Below are 22,351 nucleotides of genomic sequence, written 5' to 3' on the forward strand. Positions count from 1 at the left end.
GTGCAGGATTTAATCATAAAATGTAGAAATAATTATAAAAACAAAAAGAAAGGGGAAGCGGAGTGAGTTATGCCAGAAAACTTTATGCAGCACTAGTTGGATTAACTTTTTTTGCAGTGCTATTGTTAGCTTTTTATACTGCATCAGCTGCCAAAGACCAGTTGCTGGCAGCTGCCAGACAAAAACTTCGAAGCGACCTGGAAATGAGTAAAATTATCCTGAATTACAAATATCCCGGGCCCTGGCAGGTTCGCGATGGTCAGCTTTACAAAGGCGAGTACCGGATCAATGATGATTATTCTGCTGTGGATTTAATCGGCCAGAAAACAGGCGATACCGTTACCATCTTTCAGGGCGATGTTCGGGTAGCTACTAATGTTCGCAAGCCTGATGGCAGCCGGGCGGTGGGTACAAAAGTTTCTGAAAAAGTTCGCCAGGAAGTGCTGGTAGAACAGAAAACCTTTCTTGGTGAGGCAGAAGTAGTGGGCCGCATGTACCAGACTATCTACGAGCCGATCAAAAACCCGGAAGGGAAAGTTATCGGCATACTTTATGTGGGTGTGCCCAATGCCTATTATGACCAGCTGGCTGCAGCTTTCCGCTGGCGGACCATCGGTTTAGGAGCTCTATCTCTAGTAGGTGCGCTGGTATTAGGTTTTGTCTTACAGCGCCATCTGTTAAAGCCCATTAAAGAACTGCAATCAGGAATGCAGCTGGTAGCCAGTGGACAGCTTTATACCAGATTGAATTTGGGCGGCCGAAAGGATGAATTTGGTCAGCTGGAGCGCAGCTTTAATCAAATGGTAGAACATTTGTATACTCTGGTAGAAGGCATGAAAATGAAAGCCGTTGATCTGACCCACTTTGCCCGGCAAATGGCAGCAGGGGCTGAGAACGGGGCGGAAGCCAATGGTCAGCTGGCAGCTGCCATAACGGTTGTTGACCAGAAAGCCCATGTCCAGGTAGGAGAAAGCCAGCAGGCCCTGAGTGCAGTGGAGAATCTGGTTGAAAGCGTGAACCAGATTGCGGCTTTGCTGGAAGAACAAAGTGAACAGGCAGAAGAAGTAAGAAAAATGGTAGCTGTTACCGCTGCCGGGATTCGTAAAATCAGTGAAGAAAACCAGGAGCTGGCTAAACAGGCCACCCAGACGCAGCAGGTGGCCAGTGACAGCAGACAAGTAGTGGCTGAAACTGTTGCCGGGATGGCCAAAGTGCGCCAGTCCGTCAGTTATGCTGCGGAACAGGTTAAACGCCTGGGGGCTGCTTCCAATCAGATTGATGGGATAATCCAGGTGATTGTGGACATTGCCGAACAGACTAATTTGCTAGCCTTAAATGCTGCTATTGAGGCAGCCCGGGCCGGCGAACATGGCAAAGGTTTTGCCGTGGTGGCTGATGAGGTGAGAAAGCTGGCCGAAAAGTCGGCAGGAGCGGCCCGGGAAATCAGCCAGCTGGTCCACGATATTCAGGCGGGCATCCAGCGTGCGGTTGACGGTATGGTACAAGGGGAGTCAGAAGTGGAAACTGGCATCAGCCTGGCTGAGCGCACCGGACAGGCGCTGGAAACCATAGTTCAGCAAATGAACAGTACGTTTAATCAGGTGGAACGGATTGCTGGCGAATCGGAAAACATTAATCAGGCTGGTAAAGGTGCTGTTGCTGCTGTCAAAGAGCTGACCAGGGCCATTAAGGAATCGGCTGCTCAGGCAGAAGAAATTAGTGCTGCGGCCAGGACTATTGAAACAGTAATGGTTAAAATTACGGAAATGGCTGGTGAAAACAGCGCCAGTGCCCAGGAGATGTCAGCCCTTAGTGAACAACTGCAGGGTTTGACTGCGGAAATTTCTACCGCCAGTGAGCAGCTGGTGGAAATGACCAGGGAAATGGAGGAAGCAGTAAGTCAATTTCATTTAGAGCCGCAGGCTTAACGCCTGGGGCTCTAATTTTATGTTATAATGAGGGAGGCGAAGGAGGAGAAAAGGAGATGGACTATATCATCGAAACTGTGAACTTAACCAAAGAATTTCGTTTGTTTAAACGCCGGGAGGGTTTATGGGGAGCAGTACTGGATTTGTTCCAGCGGGACTACCGTATCCTCAGGGCTGTGGATAACCTGAACCTGCAAGTGAAGCGGGGGGAGATTATCGGTTTTATCGGCGCTAATGGAGCCGGTAAATCTACCACCATCAAAATGCTGACCGGGGTCCTGGTACCCAGCTCGGGGCGGCTTCTGGTCAATGGGTTTACGCCCTACCAGGAGAGGGAAAGGTATGTACGGCAGATCGGGGTGGTGTTTGGCCAGCGCAGCCAGCTCTGGTGGGATCTGGCGGTGATTGAGTCGCTGCGCTTGCTGGGTCAGCTCTACCGGGTTCCTGATTCTTTGCTGGAGAAGCGGATTGCCGATTTTGCTGATCGCCTGTCTCTATCATCTTTTCTGCATACTCCGGTACGCAAATTGAGCCTGGGTCAGCGCATGCGCAGTGAGCTGGCAGCCGCCCTTATTCACCGTCCGCCCTTGATATTCCTGGATGAACCTACTATCGGTCTGGATGTGGTAGCCAAAAATGAAATCCGGCGCTTTCTCCAGGAAGTAAACCGGGAAGACGGTACGACCATTTTTCTTACTACCCATGACCTGGGGGATATCGAAGCTCTCTGTCAGCGGGTAGTGATTATTGACCAGGGCAGAAAAATTTATGATGGTAATCTGGACAACCTGCGCCAGCAATTTGGCCGGGAGCGCCAGTTGCGGATTGAACTGGAACAACCGGTGGCGCCAATTGTCTGGCAGGAGATCTGCGGCCACCTGCCGGTGAGATGGCAGGCTCAGGATGAGGGGCGGATCTGGAATGGCTCTTTTGTGGAACAAGAGGTGACAACAGCTGCTATCCTGCAGCCTATCCTGAACCGGTTACCGGTACTGGATATCAAAATTGAGGAGACACCTATTGAGGAAATTGTCGCCGATATTTATCGCCAGGGAGGCCTGGCCTTATGAGAATATATCTGACTCTGATCCGCATGGAATTCATGAAACAGCTGGCTTACCGGGTTTCCAACCTGACCGGTGTGCTCAACTACCTGGTGCAGATTGGTGGCTATTTTTTTCTCTGGGATGCTATCTATGCTGCCAGGCGGCCCCTGGCTGGTTTTACTCATTCGGAAATGCTAAGTTACGTAATCGTAGCCTGGGTAGTGCGCTCTTTTTATTTCAATAATCTGGAAAGGGAAATCGCCCTGGAAGTGCGAGAAGGGCGGATTGTGCTGGAATTGTTGCGGCCTTATGATTACGGGGCGGTCAAGCTGGCCCGGGCTCTGGGAGAAGCCCTTTTTCGTCTTCTGGTCTTTACTCTTCCTAGCGGCTTAGTGATGTATCTCTTTTATCCCTTTAAATTACCGTCCAGTCTGACAGCCTGGGGGATGTTTTTGTTAGCGGCTTTAGGCAGTTTTCTGGTCAATGCCCAGCTCAATTTGCTTACCGGTTACCTGACTTTTTATACCTATAATAATACGGGCATTCAGCGGATGAAGCGAGTGCTGGTGGATTTGCTCTCCGGACTGTTAGTTCCGATCAGCTTTTATCCTGCCTGGGCCCAGCAAATCATCGATTTTTTGCCCTTTCGTTCTATCAGTTATTTGCCCACCTTGATCTGGCTGGGGAAAATCAGTCCGGCTGCAGGCTGGCAGGTCCTGGCGGAACAGGTCCTCTGGTTTCTGGTGCTGGCTTTCATTTCCCGGCTGCTCTGGCAGCGGGCTCTGAAAGGGCTAATGATACAGGGGGGATAACATGCATTACTGGCGGCTTTTTAGCGGATACAGCAAACAGTACCTGAAGAAACTGCTGGCATACCGGGGAGATTTTTTTGCCCAGTTTTTCGCTGATCTTATGAGTCAGATTATGAGTCTGGTGCTGATTCTGGTCATTTTTCGCCAGATTCCCAGGCTCAATGGTTGGAATGAAGGGGAAATGCTGTTTCTCTATGGTTTTTTTCTCTTACCCTATGCTCTGTTCAATGTTTTTTTCAGCAATTTCTTTGAAGTTCCCCGTCGCTATATTCTTCAGGGGGAACTGGACCGGGTCCTGGTTCGTCCAGCCCCTTCCCTGTTTCAGGTAATGCTGGAACAGATTGAACTGGAATCAGCCCTCAGCCTGGTCAGCGGCTTTCTCGTTTTGCTTTATGGTGCCAAAACCGCTGGGCTGGACTGGAGCTGGTGGCATTTTCCCGTGCTGATTTTGACGGTTACCGGAGGAACGCTGGTCTATGGTGGCATCTTCATAGCACTGGCCAGTCTGGCCTTCTGGTTTGAAGGCAATATCGCCCTGATGCCCACTATGTATAATATCTCGGTTTATGGCCGTTATCCTGTCACTGTATATCGGGGAATTGTCCGTTTCATCCTCACCTTTATATTGCCCTTTGCCTTTACCGGCTATTTTCCGGCAGCCTTGCTGCTGGGCAAAAAAGAAGGCCTGACCGGCGGGATTTTAACTCCGCTGGTCGGCCTGGTAGTTTTCCTAATCGGGGTGCTGATCTGGAATCGGGGCATCAGGCGCTATACCGGTGCTGGAAACTGATCAGGGGTGGCCGGTATAAAAGGCCCGCATTTGCCGGTAAAAATCGATGGAGAGGCCATTATCCCAGTGGCCGGTCAACCGGGCTACAACGTAAACCAGCAGGAACAGTCCTAGAACCAGTACTGCGACAGTCATTGCCTCCTTGCCGGTAAAGCGGGACCAGAAACCGGGCTTTAAGGTGCCTGGAACCGGGCAGGCGCTGACACACTGCAGACAGAGATGGCAATCGGGGCTGTGTACCCGCCGGGATTCAGCCACTGGCAGCCAGTTGGGGCAGGCCCGGTTACAGGCCTGACAGTTAATGCAGCTATTGTTATCCCGCTGGACCCGGCTCAGGCCCAGGCTGCCCATAAGTCCCATGAGGGCGCCATAGGGGCAGAGGTAGCGACACCAGAGATTGGTGCCGAACAGGCTGCCCAGCAGAAAGATACCTACCACCGTCAAAAAAACGGTACCCGGGCTGAGGAAAAACTGCAACATGGCTACATCAGCCAGAGCCATATAGGGTGTTTGCAGATAGGCGGCCAGTTCTTCACCACTCATGCCCAGGAGAATGTAATACAGGAAAAAGATCATCAAGATATACTTGATACTGCGCAACAACCAGTCCAGGATTTTCAATACCAGGTGACGGCGGGGCCAGGGCTGTTTATGGCCGGGCAGGCCCAGTTTCCGACCCAGCCAGCTCACGCTCTCGAATAAGCTGCCGATCGGGCAAATCCAGCTACAAAAGGCTTTATGTAACAGCCAGGAAATAGCCAGGAAAAAGAGGAGCAAAGTCAGGCCGGCAGGGTGAACCGGGTCCCAGTTACCAGTAGTTAGCCAGTATTTTAGCCCCACCAGGGCGGCAATGGGCAGATAGCCTTCTACTCCGGGGGGACGGCTGGCAGCAGGCCCAGTCCCTTCCAGGTAGAGATAAAACTGATAGAATTGATAGCCGATCCAGAGGCTGGCAAGAACAAAAAAGGCCTGACTCAGGCGACGCCAGAATTGCTGTGACAATTTCTTCCTCTCCCTTCTGCGGATTGTACTTTTTATAACAAATACCATTTTAACTAATCTTTTTGGAAATAGCAATGACTTTTATCACATTTTCGCTTGTTCGGGCAGGGAAGCTGTTAAAAATGTCGAAGTATAGCAGCAGCGGGGATGAGGGAGGTTTTCCGGAATGACTATACGCTTGCGGACCAAAATGACCCTGCTGGCTTTTCTGATCGTCATGTTTTCGGTAACCATTGTGGCGGTGGTAGTGAGCTGGCAATCAGTTCAGGATTTTCGTTCTGAACTGGGGCGGCGGGCCCTGGCCATTGGCCGCACCGTGGCCCAATCTCCTTTGATTCAGCAAAATGTCGGGCGTCCGGGGGCAGAAAAAATTATTCAGCCTTATGTGGAACGGATTCGGCTGGCTACCAATGTAGATTATATTGTGGTACTGGATATGAACAAAAAGCGCTTATCCCATCCGGTGGCCAATCGGATCGGCACGATTTTTGCCGGTGGAGATGAGGGACCGGCCTTTGCCGATAATGAATATACTTCTCTGGCAGTGGGAGTCAACGGGGAAGCTGTGCGTGCCTTTGTCCCGATTAAGGATGAACGGGGCATTGCCCAGGTGGGAGTAGTAGTGGTGGGGATTTTGACCCCTTCCCTGGGGGAAGTGCTGCTGGAGTGGAAAAGCAGTATATATCTGACGATGATCCTCGCCCTGTTCGCTGGTGCTATTGGTGCTTTTTATCTGGCTGCTCATGTCAAGCAGGCCATTTTTGGCCTGGAACCGGAGGAAATCGCCGCTTTGATGGAAGAAAGGGAGGCGATCCTGGCGGCTATTAATGAAGGAATTATCGCTATCGACCGGGAAAATCGCATTACCTTGATTAATCCTGCGGCCCGACAAATTCTGGGCATAGCAGAGGAAGAATTGCTGGGACGTCCAATAAATGAGGTTATCCCCAATACCGCACTGCCGGAAGTGATCAGCACCGGCAGCAGTCAATTCAATCAGGAACTGGTATTTAACCGCAAGATCATTGTTTCCAATCGCTTGCCCATCCGCTGGCGGGAGAAAATCATCGGGGCGGTAGCGGTGTTTCGGGATAAGTCGGAAGTAAGGCGGCTGGCGGAAGAATTAACCGGGGTGAAAAAGTTTGTCGAGGCCCTGCGGGTGCAGAACCACGAAAACCTGAATAAGCTCCATACCATCGCCGGGTTAATCCAGCTTCATCGTTATCAGGAGGCGCTGGATTATATCTTCCGCATTACGGAACAGCAACAGGAAATCACAGCTTTTCTTACGCGACAGGTCAAAGATCCGGCTATTGCCGGGCTGTTGCTGGGCAAAATGGGTCGGGCCAAGGAACTCAATATCCGGTTTGAACTGGACCGAAAATCAGAGTTAAAGACCCTGCCAGCCAATTTGACTGCCAGTGACATCGTGCTGATTATGGGGAACCTGCTGGAAAACGCTATGGAAGCAGTATTACCCTGCCAGCAGGAAAAGCGCTGGGTGAAATGCGGGATCAAACAGGATCAAAAGGAATTGATACTCTGGGTGGCCGATGGGGGCCCGGGTCTGATTGATGTGGATTTTGACCGCTATTTTCAGCTGGGGTATTCTACCAAACGGCCAGAGGGGAGAGGGCTGGGCCTGTATTTAATCAAACAGCAGGCGGAAAACGCCGGAGGTAAAATTATTTTGCGCTCACGGCCCCAGCAGGGAACCCTTTTTCTGGTTAAATTTAGTTATGAGGGGGTAATGGATGGTGCAACCTCTGCGCGTATTGCTGATTGAAGATGACCCCATGGTGGTAGAGGTGAACCAGAGCTTTATCAATATGATTCCCGGCTTTCAGGTGATAGGGGCATTGCGGCAGGGGAGCAGGGCAGTGGAGGAAATCCGGTACCTGCAACCCGACCTGGTGATTCTGGATATCTATCTGCCGGATACGAATGGTATCCAGGTAATTCAGCAAATCCGCAGTACAGCCTTACCGGTGGACGTCATAGCCATTACCGCGGCCCAGGATAGTGAGACAGTTCAGCAGATGTTGCGCTTCGGGGTAGTGGATTATTTAATTAAGCCTTTTAAATTTGAGCGGCTGAAACAGGCTCTGGAAACCTATCTGGAGCGACGCAAACAGCTGATCAGCAAGGAGCAGGTGGACCAGAAGGATATCGATCAGCTGGCAGTGCCGGTGATTGTTCAGGAAAAGCTCAAGCATACTGAGCTGCCGAAAGGCTTGAACTTATTTACCCTGGAACAAGTGCTTACCTGTCTCAGACAAAAAGCCATCCCTCTGACGGCTGAAGAGGTAGCGGAACTGGTGGGGGTGGCCCGGGTGACTGCAAGACGCTACCTGGAATATTTGGAGAAAGAGGAATTGATCCAAAAAGAGATTCAATATGGTTCAGTGGGCAGACCGGTTCACCGCTATTTTTTGCGGTGAACTCCTTTTTTTGACCAAAATGAACAAAATAATCAATATGAACAAAAGGTTCTCATTTAAAGACATATTAGATAGAATACAAGTAAAATTAAAAATTATCAAAAAATTTACAAGGAGGTAACAGGGATGAAAAATTTCTGGCGTAAGGCTGCTGCGCTTGCCCTCTCAGGTCTACTGGCTTTCGGTCTGGCCGGCTGTGGCTCCGGGGGTGAAAAGAGCAGCCAGGGGGAACAGAAAAAGGATGAGCCCATTGTTATCAAATTTTCCCATGTGGTAAAGGAAACCACTCCCAAAGGGCAGGCTGCTCTCAAATTCAAGGAGCTGGTGGAACAGAAAACAGGCGGCAAAGTCAAGGTAGAAGTATATCCTTCTTCCCAGCTCTATGGTGACAAGGAAGAGCTGGAAGCCCTGGTGGCCAACAATGTGCAAATGATCGCTCCTTCTGCAACCAAACTGGTGGGTTTAAATCCGGCATACCAGATTGTTGATATGCCTTTTATCTTCAAGAACGATCAGGCTGCCTTAAACTTCTACAATGGACCGGTAGGACAAAAATTGCTGACCAGTCTGGAAGACAAAGGCATTCTCGGTTTGGCCTGGTGGCCCAATGGTGCCAAGCATTTTACCAACTCCAAGCGGCCTCTGAAGCGGCCGGAAGACTTCAAGGGGCTGAAGTTCCGGACCCAATCCGGCGGGGTGCTGGATGCCCAGTTTAAAGCCCTGGGGGCTGGTTCCCAGACCATTCCCTTCGGTGAAGTTTATCCGGCTCTGCAGAATGGTACTGTGGATGGTCAGGAAAATACCTTCAATAATATTGATACCCAGAAATACATTGAAGTTCAGAAGTATCTGACTGTCTCTGGCCATGGTCGCATAGATTATGTGGTGCTGGTTAATAAGTCCTTCTGGGACAGCATTCCCGAAGATCTGCGTTCTAAGGTTAAAGAAGCCATGGATGAAGCAACAAAACTGGCTACTGAGCTCTCCGATAAACAGAATAAGGAAAGTTTCGAAAAAATCAAACAGAGCGGTAAAGTGGAAATTTATGAACTGACTGAAGCCGACCGGGCAGAATTTGTGAAAGCAATGGAACCCGTCTACAGGGAGTATGAAAGCAAAATCGGCAAGGAAATCATGGATGCCGCCCGGAATGCTCAATAATTTGTCTTGCAGGGGCACATCCGCAGGGTGTGCCCTTTTTTCCGGAGAAGGGAGGCTAGGCTGATGGAGAAGTTTATGAAGAGATTCATTGCCATGTATGAAGCAATAGAGGATTATCTGTCCGGTGGATTAATCTTCCTGGGTCTGACCCTGGTTATGGTCAATGTCGTTTTGCGTTATGTAACCGGTAAACCGGAATCCATTTTAGATGAATATTCGGTTTATCTGATTGTCTGGGGGGCAATGATCGGTTTTGCTGTGGCCCTGCGGGATGATCATCATATTAAGGTGGATATGCTGTACCGTCTCTTGCCATTAGGGGTGAAGCGAATTGTCACCATTTTCGCTCATCTGGTGGGTCTGGCTTTTGCCGGAGCTATCACCGTGTTCGGCACCCAACTGGTAATGACTTATAAACTGCTGGGCCAGGGCTCTGCGGATAGTCAGACTCCTCTCTGGATTGTTTCCCTGGTCCTGCCGCTCAGCGGTATCATGCTGGCTATCCGTTATCTGGACAAAATTCACGATGTTTTCAAAAATGGCGGCCGGGATTGGGCAGCGGCTGAGGAAGGAGGCAGGGGCCATGACAGTAATGACAACTACCACTCTGCTATTTAGTCTGTTTATTATCCTCTTTCTTTTGAATGTGCCCATTGCCGTCAGTCTTGGTACAGCGGCCAGTATTATCCTTTATCTGGGTGGCAAGTTTTCGTTGTATATGATTGTACAGCGGATGTTCTCCGCTTTGCTGGCACCGCCCCTGATTGCCATTCCCGCTTTCGTGATGGCAGGGGTGCTAATGTCCCGCGGCGGTATTGCCAAATATTTAATTGCTGCATTGAGGGCCTGGATCGGCCATCTGCCTGGCGGTCTCTCGGTGGTAACAATTCTGGCCTGTGCTATATTCGCCGCTATTTCCGGCTCTTCCCCGGCGACGGCAGCGGCGATTGGTGCCCTGATGCTACCGGCGATGATTGAAGGCGGTTACCCCAAACGCTATGCCATGGGTCTGATTGCCGCTTCCGGTACCCTGGGTATTCTCATTCCTCCCAGTGTGACATTGATCATCTACGGGATCACTGTGGAAGAGTCCATCGGCAAGCTGTTCATGGGCGGTCTGTTACCGGGTCTGTTCATGGCCCTGGTCCTGATTATCAGTGCTATAATTTATGCTAAAAAGAATGGTTTTGGCCGTGGCGAAAAGGCTACGATGGAGGAAAGATGGCGGGCTACTTTTAAAGCATTGCCCGGGGCGTTTTTGCCGGTATTTATTCTGGGCAGCATCTACTCCGGTATTGTTACGCCTACTGAGGCGGCGGTATTATCAGTCTTTTATACCATTATCGTTTCGGTGTTTATCTATCGTGAACTAAGCTGGAAAGACATCCGCCCGGCATTACGGGACGCAACCAATACTATTTCCATGATTTATCTGGTAATTGCTGCGGCGATGGTCTTCAGCTTATATATTACCGATGCCCAGGTTCCTAATCTGGTGGGTGACTGGATCAAAACTGCCAATCTGAATAAATTCACTTTCTTCCTGGTTACGAACTTGATGTTCTTTATCATGGGCACCTTCCTGGAAGCGGTATCCATTACTCTCATTACTTTGCCTATCCTGCTGCCTATGATTGAACATCTTGGAATTGACCTAATTCAGTTCGCCATTGTTATGACTGTAAACATGGAGCTGGCTATGATTACTCCCCCGGTGGGTCTTAACCTCTTCGTGGTCAGCAATATGGCCAGAGAACGGCTGGAGGAAGTGGTCAAAGGGGTTGTGCCCTTTATTGTGTTGATGATTGCCGTTATGATTCTGCTCATGGTCTGGCCGGATATTTCCCTCTATATTCCGCGGGTGTTAATGGCAGATTAAAAAAGGATTTTGGCAAGCTGGCCTCGAAATAATTAAAAAAAGGAGAGAGGCCGGATGCGCAAGTTACTTATACTTATATTGGTACTTGCTTTTCTGGCCGGAGGATGTCAAACTCCGGCCAGAGATTTTGAGCAGGTAAGCAGTCAGGAAAAAGTTATTCTTAAATTTTCTCATGTTGTAGGAGACAATACCCCGAAAGGCCGGGCGGCCCGGCGCTGGGCCCAGCTGGTGCAGGAGCGCAGCAGGGGCAGAGTGGAAATCCAGGTTTTCCCCAATTCCACTTTGTATAAGGATGGGGAGGAGCTGGCGGCTGTGCAGAAGGGTTATGTCCAGATTATTGCTCCTGCCACCAGTAAACTGACGGAATTCAGTCCGGTCTGGCAATTGCTGGACTTGCCTTTTTATTATGAAGATATCGATGCTGTTCACCGTTTGCTGGATGGGCCGGTAGGTGAAAAACTGAAACAATCTCTCTTTGCCCGAAATCTGCTGGTGCTAGCTTACTGGGATAATGGTTTCAAGGTAATGGCAGCCAATCGGCCGCTGGTAAAAGTCAGCGATTTCCGGGATTTGAATTTCCGGATCATGAACAGCCCCATGCTGGCAAAACAATTCCGGCGTCTGGGGGCCAATCCCGTTGCTATGGCTTTCAGTGACGTTTACTCGGCGCTGGAGAAGGGACAGGTGGAAGGCAGTGAAAATCCCCCTTCCAATCTTTATTCCAAAAAATTTTACCAGTTGCAGAAATATATAACCTTGAGTAATCACGGTTATGTGGGTTATGCCGTAGTTGTTAACAAGAGCCAGTGGGAAGCTCTGGATCAAAAAATCAGACAGCTGCTCCTGGATACTTTGCAGGAAGTCACTATCTGGGAACGACAGGAAGCGTTTAAACAAAATCTGGAGGATCTGGAAAGAATACGTCGGGCGCAGGGTACTAAAATCATTGAGCTTACTCCTGAACAAAGAAAAGAATGGCAGCGGATTCTAATGCCTTTGCGAGAAGAATTGGCCCAGGAAATCGGTGAAGATTGGTTTTAGTCGAAAGACCCGGTATTTTTGTACCGGGTCTTGCTTTTCTACCGTCCTTCCCTGTGCTAAAATAGGGGCGGGAGGAGAAGCTGATGAATCATTTTGATCTGAGTTCAGCATTGCAGGAAATTGTTCACGATGTTCAGGAGGGGCCCGGCCTTTACCGGGAGGAACGGGAGAAATTTTTTAACTCTATGCTTCCCGTATTACAGGAAAAAGTGCAAATCGCCTTTGCCCGGTTGCTTTTGACCAATGAACTGGTTCAGGAATGGCAAGAACAATATAATATGCTGTTACTGGATCAGCTGAAACAGGCCGCCGGACTGGGAGTGGACTTATTCCTGGCAGCGCGCCTGTTAAACCGGGGAGAGCTGGTTTTCCAAGACCTGGCAGTGGCCAGTTTGCTGGAACTGGAAAGACATTTGTACGAAGCTGTTCACTGGGCAGCAGAGGTTCAGGCTCAATATGAAACCGCCTATTTAATTCAGCATGCCAGTATCGGGATTATTTACGAATTGAAGGAACATATTCCTGAACTGGCAACGGCCCCCTGGCAAGAGGTAGAGGACCTTCGTCTGGCTTTTGCCGCTATTGCCCGGGAAACTTTTTTGTTATCCATGCTGCATAGTGTGTTAGGGGAGCAACCACAACCACTGGCCTAACATCCGGGAGGGGAGAGAGATGAATATTACCCGCTGGGCACTGGAAAAAACCAGGGCCCTGTCTGTCCTGTTTGCCCTGCTGGCAGTGCTGGGGATTATCGGTTACCGCGGGCTGGGAGTGGACCTGTTTCCGGTAGCCAATCTGCCCTATGTTACTATCCTGACTATCTATCCGGGAGCGGGAGCTGCTGAAATCGAGCAAACCATTGTTGATCCTATTGAGGAAGCGGTTGCTCCCCTGGCGGGGCTGAAGCGCATCAATTCCACCGCCGGGGAAGGCATTGCCATGACGGTACTGGAGTTTACCATGAGTACCAATGCTGATACTGCCGCTCAGGATGCACAGAAAGCCATTGACGGGATAATCAACAAACTGCCTAAAGATGCGCAAAAACCGGTAGTGAAAAAATTTGATTTTAACAATCAGCCCTTTATGACTCTGGCGCTGACCGGCCCTTTTCCTGCCAATGAGTTGTATCGTCTTGCCGACGAAAAACTCAAGGATGCGCTGCAGAACATCCAGGGCGTGGCTCAAGTGGATATTGTCGGTGGGCAAAAACAGGAAGTGCAGATCAATGTGGATTTGCTCAAACTGGAACAATATGGCCTGACCTTAAACCAGCTGGCCCGCAAACTGGCAGCAGAAAATCTGAATGTACCTTCGGGACAGATTGCCCAGGGGGAGAGGGAGTATGGTGTCCGCCTGGTGGGGCAATTTACCGATCTTGATGATATCCGCCATTTACCCCTTTTGCCGGGTTTGACTCTGGATAAAGTGGCTGAGGTGAAAATGGCCAACAAGGAAAACCGGGATTATAGCCGCCTGAACGGACAGGAGGCTGTGGCCCTGATTATCCAGAAGCAAAGCAGCGCCAATCTGGTGGCTACTGCTGAACAGGTAACCAGCCGCCTGCAGGATTTGGAGCGCCTCTTGCCACCAGGGGTTAAACTCTCAGTTGTCAAAGATGATTCCACCTTTACCAATGCCTCTTTAAAAGATACCCAGCGGAACCTGGTAGAAGGGGTATTGATGACCGGGTTGGTGCTGTTCTTTTTCCTGCGCGAATGGCGTTCACTGCTAATCGCTCTGCTGGCCATTCCTGTTTCAATCATTTCCACCTTTATGGCTATGAAATGGGCCGGATTCAGTCTAAACCTGCTCTCTCTGATGGGTCTATCCCTTTCAGTGGGGATTCTGGTCGATGATTCAATTGTAGTTCTGGAAAACATTCATCGCCATTTGAAACAGGGAAAATCCGGGTTTCAGGCAGCTCTGGATGGCAGGATGGAAATTGGCCTGGCGGCAGTAGCTATCACTTTATCAGATGTGGTTGTCTTTGGTCCCATGGCTTTTATGAAAGGCATGGTAGGGCAGTTTTTCCGGGAGTTTGGTTTAACAGTAGTCTTTGCTACTCTCTTTTCCTTGCTGGTATCCTTTACTCTGACGCCTGCGCTGGCCAGCAGGCTCTTTGCCAGTGGCGGTAAAGAAGCCCAGGGCAGTTTCTGGCGCTATCTGGAGCGGCTGGGAGCCTGGGTTGTGGTTGCTTATCGCCGGGCCTTGCTCTGGACCCTTGACCACCGGGGCCTTACCATCCTGGTGGTGTTATTGCTGGTAGGTGGGGCAGTAGCCCTGATTCCTCTTGGCTTTATTGGAACAGAGTTTATTGCCCGGACAGATCAGAATCGTTTTACCATCACTCTGGAATTGCCGGAAGGGGCCTCCCTGCGAGCCACTGATGCTGCTGTCAAAAAACTGGAGGCCAGGGTCAGGCAACTGCCGGAACTGAAAAGCTATCTGGCTACCATTGGTCGAAATACCGGCCAAAAATACGGTATCAGCTCTGCTGTAAACTTAGGCAGTGTAGACGTGCTGCTGGTGGACAAAAAAGAACGCCAGCGCACCGTCTGGGAAATTATGGACGAAGTTCGCACCTGGGCTCCGGATTTTCCTGGGATAAAACTGGTAGTCAGTGATCCGGGAATAGTAGGGGGCCGGGGAGGATTGCCCATTCAAATCGAAGTGACAGGCCCGGACTTTCAGACCCTGGAGAAACTGGCTAGCCAGGTGGAAAGGATTGTGCGCCAGACTCCGGGAACCGTGGATGTGATGAGCAGCTGGAAAAAGGAAGGTAAGCCAGAATGGCAGCTGATTTTACAGCGGGAACGGGCGGTTCTGCTGGGGGTAACAGCTTATGAAGCCGGGACGACCCTGCGCACAGCAGTAGATGGCCAGATAGCCGGGGTTTTGCGCCAGCAGGGCAAGGAAACCGATGTCCGTTTACAGGCCCGCCGGGAGCAGGTGCAGGATAGGGAACAGCTGGCTGCTATTAAAGTTCAGACTTTGACAGGAGATCTGGTCACCCTGGCCCAGGTAGCTGATTTGCAGGAAAGGACGGCACCCCCGGTAATTTACCATAAGGACCGTCAGCGCTTGATTACCGTTTCGGCCAACTATCAGGGGAGAAAACTGGGGGATGTAACTGGAGATATCCAGCGGCAGCTGGACCAGTTAGTTCTGCCGCCAGGGTACCACATCAGTTTTTATGGAGAACAGAAGGATATGGAAGAATCCTTCCAGGATCTGATTCAGGCGTTATTGTTGTCCATTATGTTTGTATACATGATTCTGGTGGTGCTTTATGAATCCTATCTTACTCCTTTCATTCGTATGTTATCATTGCCGGCGGGGCTAATTGGCGCTCTGGCGGCACTGGCTATAACCGGCAATTCCTTGAATATCCTCTCACTTATTGGCCTAATCATGCTGGATGGGCTGGCGGCAAAAAACGGTACTCTTTTAATCGACTACACCAATACGCTGCGGGCCCGGGGGCTTTCTTTACGGGAAGCTCTGCTGGAAGCGGGTACAACCCGCTTGCGTCCCATTTTTATGACCTCTATGACCATGATTTTCGGTATGCTGCCTACGGCCCTGGCTGTAGCCGAAGGAGCGGAGATGCGTTCATCGATGGGGATTGTGCTGGTGGGCGGCTTGCTAACCTCTACTATCCTTACCCCTCTACTTATCCCGGCAGCATACACTCTAATTGAGGAAAAACTGTTGTGTAAAACAAATGGTTCGAGGGGGGGATTTGATGAAGCCTAAGATTGCAGTGACTTCGTCTTATCCGGAGCTTACCACCCTTTTCAGACGGGTCTCGGAAGAGATGGCTACGCCTGCTATTGTTGTGGAAGCGGTTTTGGAAGAAGCTGTGCAAAAACTCCAGGAAGTCCTTAACCAGCATAAGATAGAAGTCATTATCAGCCGGGGGGGTACGGCCGAAACACTGAAAAAGAATTTTAGTATCCCGGTGATCAATGCAGATGCTACCGATTTTGATATTTTACAGGCTTTTTGGAAAGCAAGAAAGGTGAGTCACCATATTGGTTTTTTCACATATGACCACGCGCGGCTTGAATCGGACTTTCTGGCTGGTATGGAAGAAATAATAGGCTGCCCGATCCGGCAATTTATCTACAGTAATATAAAGGAACTACAGGAACAAATTATTGCTGCCAAGAAATCAGGAGTAGAGGTAGTAGTAGGCGGAGGTAACACAGGGGTACAGTTAGCACAAAAGGCTGGCATGCATGGTGTCTTGGTTTATACAAGTCGACGGGCCGTAGTCCGTGCTTTCCAAAGGGCTTTGGAAATAATCGAGTTGCGCCAAAAGGACCTCGAACAGACACAGTGGCTTAAGACGATTATTGATCATGCTTTTGATGGAATAGTAGCATTGAATCAGGAAAGAGAGATAACGGTCTTTAATCCAGCAGCGGAAAAAATCCTGGGATTGCCCAGGGAAAAAGTGTTAAGCCGGTCGGCAGATACTCTTGTATCAACACTTTTGCCGGCCCCTCTTTTAATGGACGGTACAGAAGAAACGGAGAAGGTGCTGCGTCTTGGTGATGCCCAGATTGTCTTTAACCGGGTGCCAATTATGGTAGAAGGGCAGAATATTGGCATGGTTATTACTTTTCAGGATGTTACCAGGGTGCAGAGGCTGGAACAACGCATCAGGAAAGAACTCTACAATAAAGGTTTGATCTCCAGGTTTAATTTTGACGATATTGTTTACTGCAGTAGTATCATGGAAAAAACAATTGAACGGGCCAAACAGTTCGGTCGGACTGACTCTACTGTATTGATTATTGGTGAGAGCGGTACTGGTAAAGAACTATTTGCCCATAGTATGCATGCTATCAGTGACAGACGGAAGGGGCCTTTTGTTGCTATAAATTGTGCAGCCTTGCCGGAAAACCTTTTGGAAAGTGAACTTTTTGGTTATGAAGAAGGGGCTTTTACCGGGGCAAGAAAAGGCGGTAAGCCGGGGTTGTTTGAGTTGGCTCATGGTGGAACTATATTTCTTGATGAAATAGGAAAGATATCGTTGAACTTGCAGGCTAGGCTTCTAAGAGTATTGCAGGAAAAGGAAGTTAGGCGGGTTGGCGGAGATCGGATTATCCCCGTCGATGTGCGGGTTATCTCAGCGGCAAACGAAGATTTAAACCGGGCGGTTCAAAATGGAGAATTCCGATCGGATTTATATTTCCGTCTGAACGTCCTTAATTTGAAAATTCCGCCGCTGAGGGAAAGAAAAGAGGACATCCCGGTATTGATTAACCACTTTTTAAATAAATTTAATAGGAAATTTGATAAAAAAGTAACATCAATCCCTTCATATTTAAAGGAATTGATGTTAAGTTATTCTTGGCCGGGAAATGTGAGGGAATTGGAGAACATCATCGAGCGTTATGTTATTCTGGAACAAAATAACCAGGCCTCTAAGGAATTGGAGTGTTATTTTAAGGAAACCTTTCAACAGCCTGACAGGTCAGAGGTTAACTGCTGGCAAGGTGACACAATTACAGTTCGGGAGGGAACATTGGAAGAAATGGAGTTAGAAATCATTAGAAAGCTTGATGCCAAAATGAATGGAAACAGGACTCTTTTGGCTCAAAAACTTGGTATAAGTCGTACCACTCTTTGGAAGAAGTTAAAAGAGTTTAAAATTTAAACAAATGTCAAGTTTATTGTTCAGTAAATAAACGGCGAATATCAAAATAGGCGAAAAAACCATGCCAAAATGCTGGCATGGTTTTTGCTTTTTAATAAAAATGAAAAAATTAATAAAATTCTGATTATGAAAGGAGGCGATATTTAATGAAACCGTTGCGTACTTTTATGTTTGCTCCTGGCAGTGATTCCAAAAAATCAGACAAGGTACTGACATTAGGAGCTGATGCCGTTATCCTCGATCTGGAGGATGCAGTAGCAATCAGTGAAAAGGAGCAAGCACGCAAGGTGGTCCAGGAAACTTTGTTAAAACCCAGGGGTTGTAAGGCTTATGTTAGGGTTAATTCCATTTCCACTAATTTTTTCTTTGATGATTTAGAAGCAGTTATCTGCTCGCGGTTGGACGGTATTATGCTACCCAAGGCCGAATCCGCTGAAGACATTCGTATGGTTGATTGGCTGATAACTGAAGGTGAGAAAAAAAGAGGGCTCCCTCCGGGACAAATAGACCTCATCCCTCTAATTGAAAGTGCAGCTGGTGTCTATCGGGCGGCGGAAATTGCATCTGCTTCACCAAGGATTTCGCGGCTTGCTTTTGGGGCGATTGATTTTAGTCTCGATATTGGAACAACCTGGAGCAAAGATGGCAATGCTTTCTTTTATGCCCGCTCACAGTTAGTAATTGCTTCCAGGGTTGCTGGTATTGAAGCACCTATCGATACAGTCTATCCAGAAATTAAGGACATAGATGGACTGGTGGAAGAGTGCCGGTTGGTTAGAAGTATGGGATTCCAGAGTAAATTAGTCATTCACCCAGGACAGATAGAACCAGTAAATAAAGTTTTCTCACCCACCCCTGATGAAATAGCCCAGGCAAGAAAAATTGTTGTTGCTTTTGAAGAAGCCGAAAAACAAGGATTGGCTGCGATTCAGGTGGACGGTAAATTTATTGACTACCCTGTGGCCATGCGTGCAAAAAAATTATTGGCTATAGCTGAAGCATTAGGAATGTAAATATTTCTTAAATTTTAAGGAGGGTTTAGTATGGGAAGAATTACGGAAAATCACAGTAAACAACTAATACGGCAGTTTGGTATTCCGGCTCCGCAAAACGATGTAGCGGCAAGCCCTGAGGAAGCCCGGGAAATTGCTAAACGTTTTGGCAAACCGGTAGTTTTAAAAGCTTTAGTACCTATCGGCAAAAGAGGAAAAGCAGGTGCAATAAAATTTGCTGATACTCCTGATGAAGCATCCCATTTAGCGGCTGAACTGTTGCGGATGAAAGTGGCCAGTTTCCCCGTTGAAAGAGTTTTGGTGGAAGAAAAGATTTCTATTGCCGAGGAATGGTTTGTTTCAATTACTATTGACAAGAGCAAAAAAGCGCCTGTGATTATTGCCAGTACTTGTGGTGGTATCGATGTAGAAGAACTAAGCCGCAAGTCGCCGGAAAAAATTATTACCTATCATGTAGACCCGATTCTTGGCTTTTGTGATTATGAAGCCAAGGAAATATGGAGTGAATTAGGTGTTAAGGGCAAGCTTTTGACTAAAGCAACCGGAGTTTTATCTAAACTTTACCGTTTATTTGATAGTACTGATGCCTATCTTTTAGAAATTAACCCACTGGTGGTAACAACCGATGAGGACATTGTTGCTGCTGCTTCAGTTATGAGTGTTGATGATTCAGCTATGTACCGTCATCCTGAACTTAAAGACATAGTGCAGATTGGCAGTGAAAGAGCCTGGCGACCGCTCACAGAATTGGAGAAGCAAATGATTGCGGTTAATGAAGCAGATCCTTATCGCGGCACTGCCCGTTATACCGAAATGGATGGTGGAGATATAGGTTTTATGTGCGGTGGTGGTGGCGGCAGTTTGTTAAGTTTTGACGCTTTGGTTTCTTTTGGCGGCAAACCGGCTAACTATTCTGAAGTTGGTGGAAACCCGACAGAGGAAAAAGTGTACGGACTGACCAGGGGTATTTTATCGAAACCTGGTGTTAAAGGGCTTTTTGTTGCTCATAACATTACCAACAACACTCAGGTTGACATAATGGCCAAAGGGATTATCAGGGCTCTTAAAGACTTAAACATTGATCCATCAAAGTTCCCGGTTGTTGTCCGGGAGGCAGGGGTTAACGATGCTGTAGCCAAGGAACTGTTTGTCAATGCCGGTATTGAATATTACGGTGATGATGTTACTATTACAGAAGCTGCTGCCAAAATGGTACAGCGCATGAAAGAAACCTACGGTGAATAGAGAATATACGACCCGATGAAACAAAATCAGTATTTGGGAGGGACAATCTAATGGCAATTTTAATTGACCGCAATTCGAAAATAGTTATTCAAGGTATTACCGGGCGGGAAGCTACCATGGTCACTAAGCATACCTTAGCTTACGGAACGAAAATTGTTGCTGGCATTACCCCTGGGAAGGGGGGGCAGGATGTTGAAGGTGTACCTGTTTACGATACATTAAAAGCTGCCTGTCGTGAGCATGAACTGGACACCTCTCTCGTTTATGTGCCACCGGCCTTTGTCTTTGACGCTGTGATGGAAGCAATAGCTAATGGAATTAAGTTAATCTTGATTGCTACAGAAAACGTGCCACAAAAGGATGCCATTAAATTTTTAAATATAGCTCAGCAACGGGGTGTTAGGATTGTAGGGCCCAATTCCGTGGGTATGATCAGTCCCGGGGAAAGGGTAAAACTGGGAGCCATTGGCGGGGACAATGTAGAAAGGTGTTTTGTTCCGGGCCCGGTAGGGGTAATATCTCGGAGCGGAGGTATGACAGCCGAGACGTCCTGGATGGTCAAAAGAGCCGGCTATGGGGTTAGCACTGCCATAAGCATCGGTGGAGACGCCTTGATCGGTAGCTCTATTAAAGATCTGCTTGCCCTGTTTGAGAAAGACCCTGAAACAAAAGCGGTGGTAACTTATTCCGAACCGGGTACCAGCTTTGAGGAAGAGGCGGCTGAATTTATTAAGTCAGGAGGCTTTACCAAACCATTAATTTCTTATATTTCTGGCAGGTTTACCGAGTCCATGCCTGAAGGGACGGTCTTTGGCCATGCTGGAGCGATGATTTCCGGCGGAACAGGGAAACCCTCAACAAAAATGGCTAAACTCAAAGAGGCCGGTGCATATGTGCTTGAAAAATTTGATGATATGATTCCGACCTTAAAAAAGTTGCTGGGTTAAGGGAGGCTTGCTGTAATGATTTCGCAAAAGCTGGCTGATTATATCTGTAACCTCAAATATACCGATTTGCCTGACGAAGTTATTGAAATTACCAGGTTATCTTTTCTGGACTGGCTGGGGTCTGCCCTGGCCGGTGCCGGAAAAGAAGCGGGACAAATGGTTTATGCTGTAGCTGAGGATATTGGGGGAAACCCCCAGGCGACATTAATTCCGTCCTTGCGGAAATCTTCTTGTCTTAACGCTGCTCTGGTCAACGGGGCGGTTTCGCATATTGTAGAGCTGGATGATGTTCACAAGGCATCAATTTTACACGCTGCTGCTGCAATAATTCCGGCAGCCCTGGCAGCGGCTGAGAAAATCGGGGCATCTGGTGAAGAACTGATAACTGCTATTGTGGCTGGCTATGAAGTCGGTATCAGAATTGGCGAGGCGGTTACTCCCTCCCATTACTATTATTGGCATAATACCGGTACTTGTGGAACTTTTGGCGCTGCGGCAGCAGCGGGAAAAATTTTAGGTTTGAATCGCGACCAGATGGTTCATGCCCTTGGCAATGCAGGCACTCAGGCTGCGGGGCTGTGGGAGTTCCTGGCGGACGGTGCCATGAGTAAACATCTTCACCCGGGAAAAGCAGCCATGAACGGTCTTCTGGCAGCTTTGCTGGCAGCCCGGGGGTTTACTGGTGCGAGCAAAATTTTAGAAGGTGAGAAAGGTTTCTGTAAAGCAACAGCCAGGGAATACGATTTAAATAAAATTACTGACGGCCTGGGCCAGAGTTATAAAATTCTGGAGAATTCTTTCAAGATTCATGCCTCTTGCCGGCATACCCATCCGGGATTAGATTTGGTTATCGCATTAGCCAAGCAGTTTGATTTAACTCCCGGCCAGGTTGAAAAAATAGTTGTTAAAACTTACGGGATTGCTTTGGATATTACTGGAAATTATCAGCCCAATTCTCTTTATGCAGCCAAGTTTAGCCTTCCCTTTTGTGTTGCCCTTGGATTAAAAAAGCGGAAGGCCGGACTCGCCGAGTTTAACGAGGCAGCTCTGGAAGACAAAGAGATCCGCGAGCTGATGTCCAGGGTTGAGCTGGTTCAAGATCCGGAAATAGAAGCTTTATACCCGGAACAGTGGCCTGCTATAGTAGAAATTTACTGTTCAGATAATCGAGTCTATACTGAGCGGACCAACTTCCCGAAAGGTGATCCGGAAAATCCGGTAACTGCTGAGGAATTATCTGTGAAATTCCGGGAACTGGCGGGTATCAGACTAAAACCAGAAGAAGCAGAAAGGCTTTTACAAAAGGCATTAAAAATGGAGAACATACAAAATATCGCTTTATTTTTTACTAATTGAAAGGAGGGAGTTTATTAGA

The 22,351-nt window shown here is 48.5% G+C and carries 18 protein-coding genes; 17 read left to right on the plus strand and 1 reads right to left on the minus strand.

Annotated features, from left to right (window positions below; genetic code table 11):
• Positions 1–62 precede the first annotated feature (62 nt).
• The 4 genes from ULO1_RS12790 to ULO1_RS12805 are packed head-to-tail and all read left to right on the plus strand — an operon-like array spanning position 63 to position 4,576.
• The gene (locus ULO1_RS12790) at positions 63–1,928 is read left to right on the plus strand and encodes a methyl-accepting chemotaxis protein (RefSeq protein WP_079906217.1); all 1,866 of its coding nucleotides are present in this window, start codon (positions 63–65) and stop codon (positions 1,926–1,928) included.
• 56 nt (positions 1,929–1,984) lie between these two features.
• Positions 1,985–2,998: an ATP-binding cassette domain-containing protein gene (locus ULO1_RS12795; RefSeq protein ID WP_078664910.1), complete on the plus strand. Its 1,014-nt coding sequence runs from the start codon at positions 1,985–1,987 to the stop codon at positions 2,996–2,998.
• On the plus strand, positions 2,995–3,786 hold the full coding sequence (locus tag ULO1_RS12800) for an ABC-2 family transporter protein (protein ID WP_078664909.1): 792 nt from the start codon (positions 2,995–2,997) through the stop codon (positions 3,784–3,786). Before ULO1_RS12795 ends, ULO1_RS12800 begins: the two co-directional genes overlap by 4 nt.
• Before the next feature lies 1 nt (position 3,787).
• Positions 3,788–4,576 carry an ABC transporter permease gene (locus ULO1_RS12805; RefSeq protein ID WP_078664908.1) on the plus strand — a complete coding sequence of 263 codons (789 nt, stop codon included), beginning with the start codon at positions 3,788–3,790 and terminating at the stop codon, positions 4,574–4,576.
• Here ULO1_RS12805 and ULO1_RS12810 read toward each other — a convergent pair whose 3' ends face one another.
• Complete coding sequence (locus tag ULO1_RS12810; protein ID WP_159446904.1) at positions 4,577–5,578, minus strand: 4Fe-4S binding protein; 1,002 nt, start codon at positions 5,576–5,578, stop codon at positions 4,577–4,579.
• 166 nt (positions 5,579–5,744) lie between these two features.
• On the opposite strand from ULO1_RS12810, the gene ULO1_RS12815 reads away from it, so the two are divergent.
• The 13 genes from ULO1_RS12815 to ULO1_RS12875 all read left to right on the plus strand — a co-directional run bounded on the left by ULO1_RS12815 (position 5,745) and on the right by ULO1_RS12875 (position 22,332).
• The gene (locus tag ULO1_RS12815; protein WP_078664906.1) at positions 5,745–7,364 is read left to right on the plus strand and encodes a sensor histidine kinase; all 1,620 of its coding nucleotides are present in this window, start codon (positions 5,745–5,747) and stop codon (positions 7,362–7,364) included.
• Entirely contained in the window at positions 7,333–8,019 is a 687-nt protein-coding gene (locus ULO1_RS12820) for a response regulator (RefSeq protein ID WP_079933716.1), read from the plus strand. The genes ULO1_RS12815 and ULO1_RS12820 overlap by 32 nt, the downstream gene beginning before the upstream one ends.
• Before the next feature lie 126 nt (positions 8,020–8,145).
• On the plus strand, positions 8,146–9,180 hold the full coding sequence (locus tag ULO1_RS12825; RefSeq protein WP_078664904.1) for a TRAP transporter substrate-binding protein: 1,035 nt from the start codon (positions 8,146–8,148) through the stop codon (positions 9,178–9,180).
• Between the two features lie 63 nt (positions 9,181–9,243).
• The gene (locus ULO1_RS12830; protein WP_242946579.1) at positions 9,244–9,798 is read left to right on the plus strand and encodes a TRAP transporter small permease; all 555 of its coding nucleotides are present in this window, start codon (positions 9,244–9,246) and stop codon (positions 9,796–9,798) included.
• On the plus strand, positions 9,764–11,059 hold the full coding sequence (locus tag ULO1_RS12835) for a TRAP transporter large permease (protein ID WP_079906213.1): 1,296 nt from the start codon (positions 9,764–9,766) through the stop codon (positions 11,057–11,059). Before ULO1_RS12830 ends, ULO1_RS12835 begins: the two co-directional genes overlap by 35 nt.
• Positions 11,060–11,113: 54 nt before the next feature.
• The gene (locus ULO1_RS12840; RefSeq protein ID WP_079933717.1) at positions 11,114–12,100 is read left to right on the plus strand and encodes a DctP family TRAP transporter solute-binding subunit; all 987 of its coding nucleotides are present in this window, start codon (positions 11,114–11,116) and stop codon (positions 12,098–12,100) included.
• A gap of 83 nt (positions 12,101–12,183) precedes the next feature.
• Entirely contained in the window at positions 12,184–12,753 is a 570-nt protein-coding gene (locus ULO1_RS12845) for a hypothetical protein (protein WP_079933718.1), read from the plus strand.
• Between the two features lie 19 nt (positions 12,754–12,772).
• A complete protein-coding gene (locus ULO1_RS12850) occupies positions 12,773–15,859 on the plus strand; it encodes an efflux RND transporter permease subunit (protein WP_079933719.1) in 3,087 nt (1,028 codons plus the stop codon).
• Positions 15,849–17,771: a sigma 54-interacting transcriptional regulator gene (locus tag ULO1_RS12855; RefSeq protein WP_159446905.1), complete on the plus strand. Its 1,923-nt coding sequence runs from the start codon at positions 15,849–15,851 to the stop codon at positions 17,769–17,771. Before ULO1_RS12850 ends, ULO1_RS12855 begins: the two co-directional genes overlap by 11 nt.
• 146 nt (positions 17,772–17,917) lie before the next feature.
• Positions 17,918–18,784 carry a CoA ester lyase gene (locus ULO1_RS12860; protein ID WP_078664898.1) on the plus strand — a complete coding sequence of 289 codons (867 nt, stop codon included), beginning with the start codon at positions 17,918–17,920 and terminating at the stop codon, positions 18,782–18,784.
• Positions 18,785–18,814: 30 nt separating this feature from the next.
• Positions 18,815–20,029 carry a succinate--CoA ligase subunit beta gene (locus ULO1_RS12865; protein ID WP_079933720.1) on the plus strand — a complete coding sequence of 405 codons (1,215 nt, stop codon included), beginning with the start codon at positions 18,815–18,817 and terminating at the stop codon, positions 20,027–20,029.
• Positions 20,030–20,079: 50 nt separating this feature from the next.
• Positions 20,080–20,976 (plus strand): CoA-binding protein, encoded by an 897-nt coding sequence (locus ULO1_RS12870; protein ID WP_079906207.1) that lies wholly within the window; start codon positions 20,080–20,082, stop codon positions 20,974–20,976.
• Between the two features lie 15 nt (positions 20,977–20,991).
• Positions 20,992–22,332 carry an MmgE/PrpD family protein gene (locus tag ULO1_RS12875; RefSeq protein ID WP_078664895.1) on the plus strand — a complete coding sequence of 447 codons (1,341 nt, stop codon included), beginning with the start codon at positions 20,992–20,994 and terminating at the stop codon, positions 22,330–22,332.
• The last annotated feature ends 19 nt before the right edge of the window (positions 22,333–22,351 follow it).

Source organism: Carboxydocella sp. ULO1, assembly GCF_002049255.1.
Lineage (GTDB): Bacteria > Bacillota.

Bases quoted from the DNA above. Each gene is read 5' to 3' on its own strand.
- ULO1_RS12795 (WP_078664910.1), top strand. From the start codon at position 1,985: ATGGACTATATCATCGAAACTGTGAACTTAACCAAAGAATTTCGTTTG.
- ULO1_RS12800 (WP_078664909.1), top strand. From the start codon at position 2,995: ATGAGAATATATCTGACTCTGATCCGCATGGAATTCATGAAACAGCTG.
- ULO1_RS12805 (WP_078664908.1), top strand. From the start codon at position 3,788: ATGCATTACTGGCGGCTTTTTAGCGGATACAGCAAACAGTACCTGAAG.
- ULO1_RS12815 (WP_078664906.1), top strand. From the start codon at position 5,745: ATGACTATACGCTTGCGGACCAAAATGACCCTGCTGGCTTTTCTGATC.
- ULO1_RS12820 (WP_079933716.1), top strand. From the start codon at position 7,333: ATGGTGCAACCTCTGCGCGTATTGCTGATTGAAGATGACCCCATGGTG.
- ULO1_RS12825 (WP_078664904.1), top strand. From the start codon at position 8,146: ATGAAAAATTTCTGGCGTAAGGCTGCTGCGCTTGCCCTCTCAGGTCTA.
- ULO1_RS12830 (WP_242946579.1), top strand. From the start codon at position 9,244: ATGGAGAAGTTTATGAAGAGATTCATTGCCATGTATGAAGCAATAGAG.
- ULO1_RS12835 (WP_079906213.1), top strand. From the start codon at position 9,764: ATGACAGTAATGACAACTACCACTCTGCTATTTAGTCTGTTTATTATC.
- ULO1_RS12840 (WP_079933717.1), top strand. From the start codon at position 11,114: ATGCGCAAGTTACTTATACTTATATTGGTACTTGCTTTTCTGGCCGGA.
- ULO1_RS12845 (WP_079933718.1), top strand. From the start codon at position 12,184: ATGAATCATTTTGATCTGAGTTCAGCATTGCAGGAAATTGTTCACGAT.
- ULO1_RS12850 (WP_079933719.1), top strand. From the start codon at position 12,773: ATGAATATTACCCGCTGGGCACTGGAAAAAACCAGGGCCCTGTCTGTC.
- ULO1_RS12855 (WP_159446905.1), top strand. From the start codon at position 15,849: ATGAAGCCTAAGATTGCAGTGACTTCGTCTTATCCGGAGCTTACCACC.
- ULO1_RS12860 (WP_078664898.1), top strand. From the start codon at position 17,918: ATGAAACCGTTGCGTACTTTTATGTTTGCTCCTGGCAGTGATTCCAAA.
- ULO1_RS12865 (WP_079933720.1), top strand. From the start codon at position 18,815: ATGGGAAGAATTACGGAAAATCACAGTAAACAACTAATACGGCAGTTT.
- ULO1_RS12870 (WP_079906207.1), top strand. From the start codon at position 20,080: ATGGCAATTTTAATTGACCGCAATTCGAAAATAGTTATTCAAGGTATT.
- ULO1_RS12875 (WP_078664895.1), top strand. From the start codon at position 20,992: ATGATTTCGCAAAAGCTGGCTGATTATATCTGTAACCTCAAATATACC.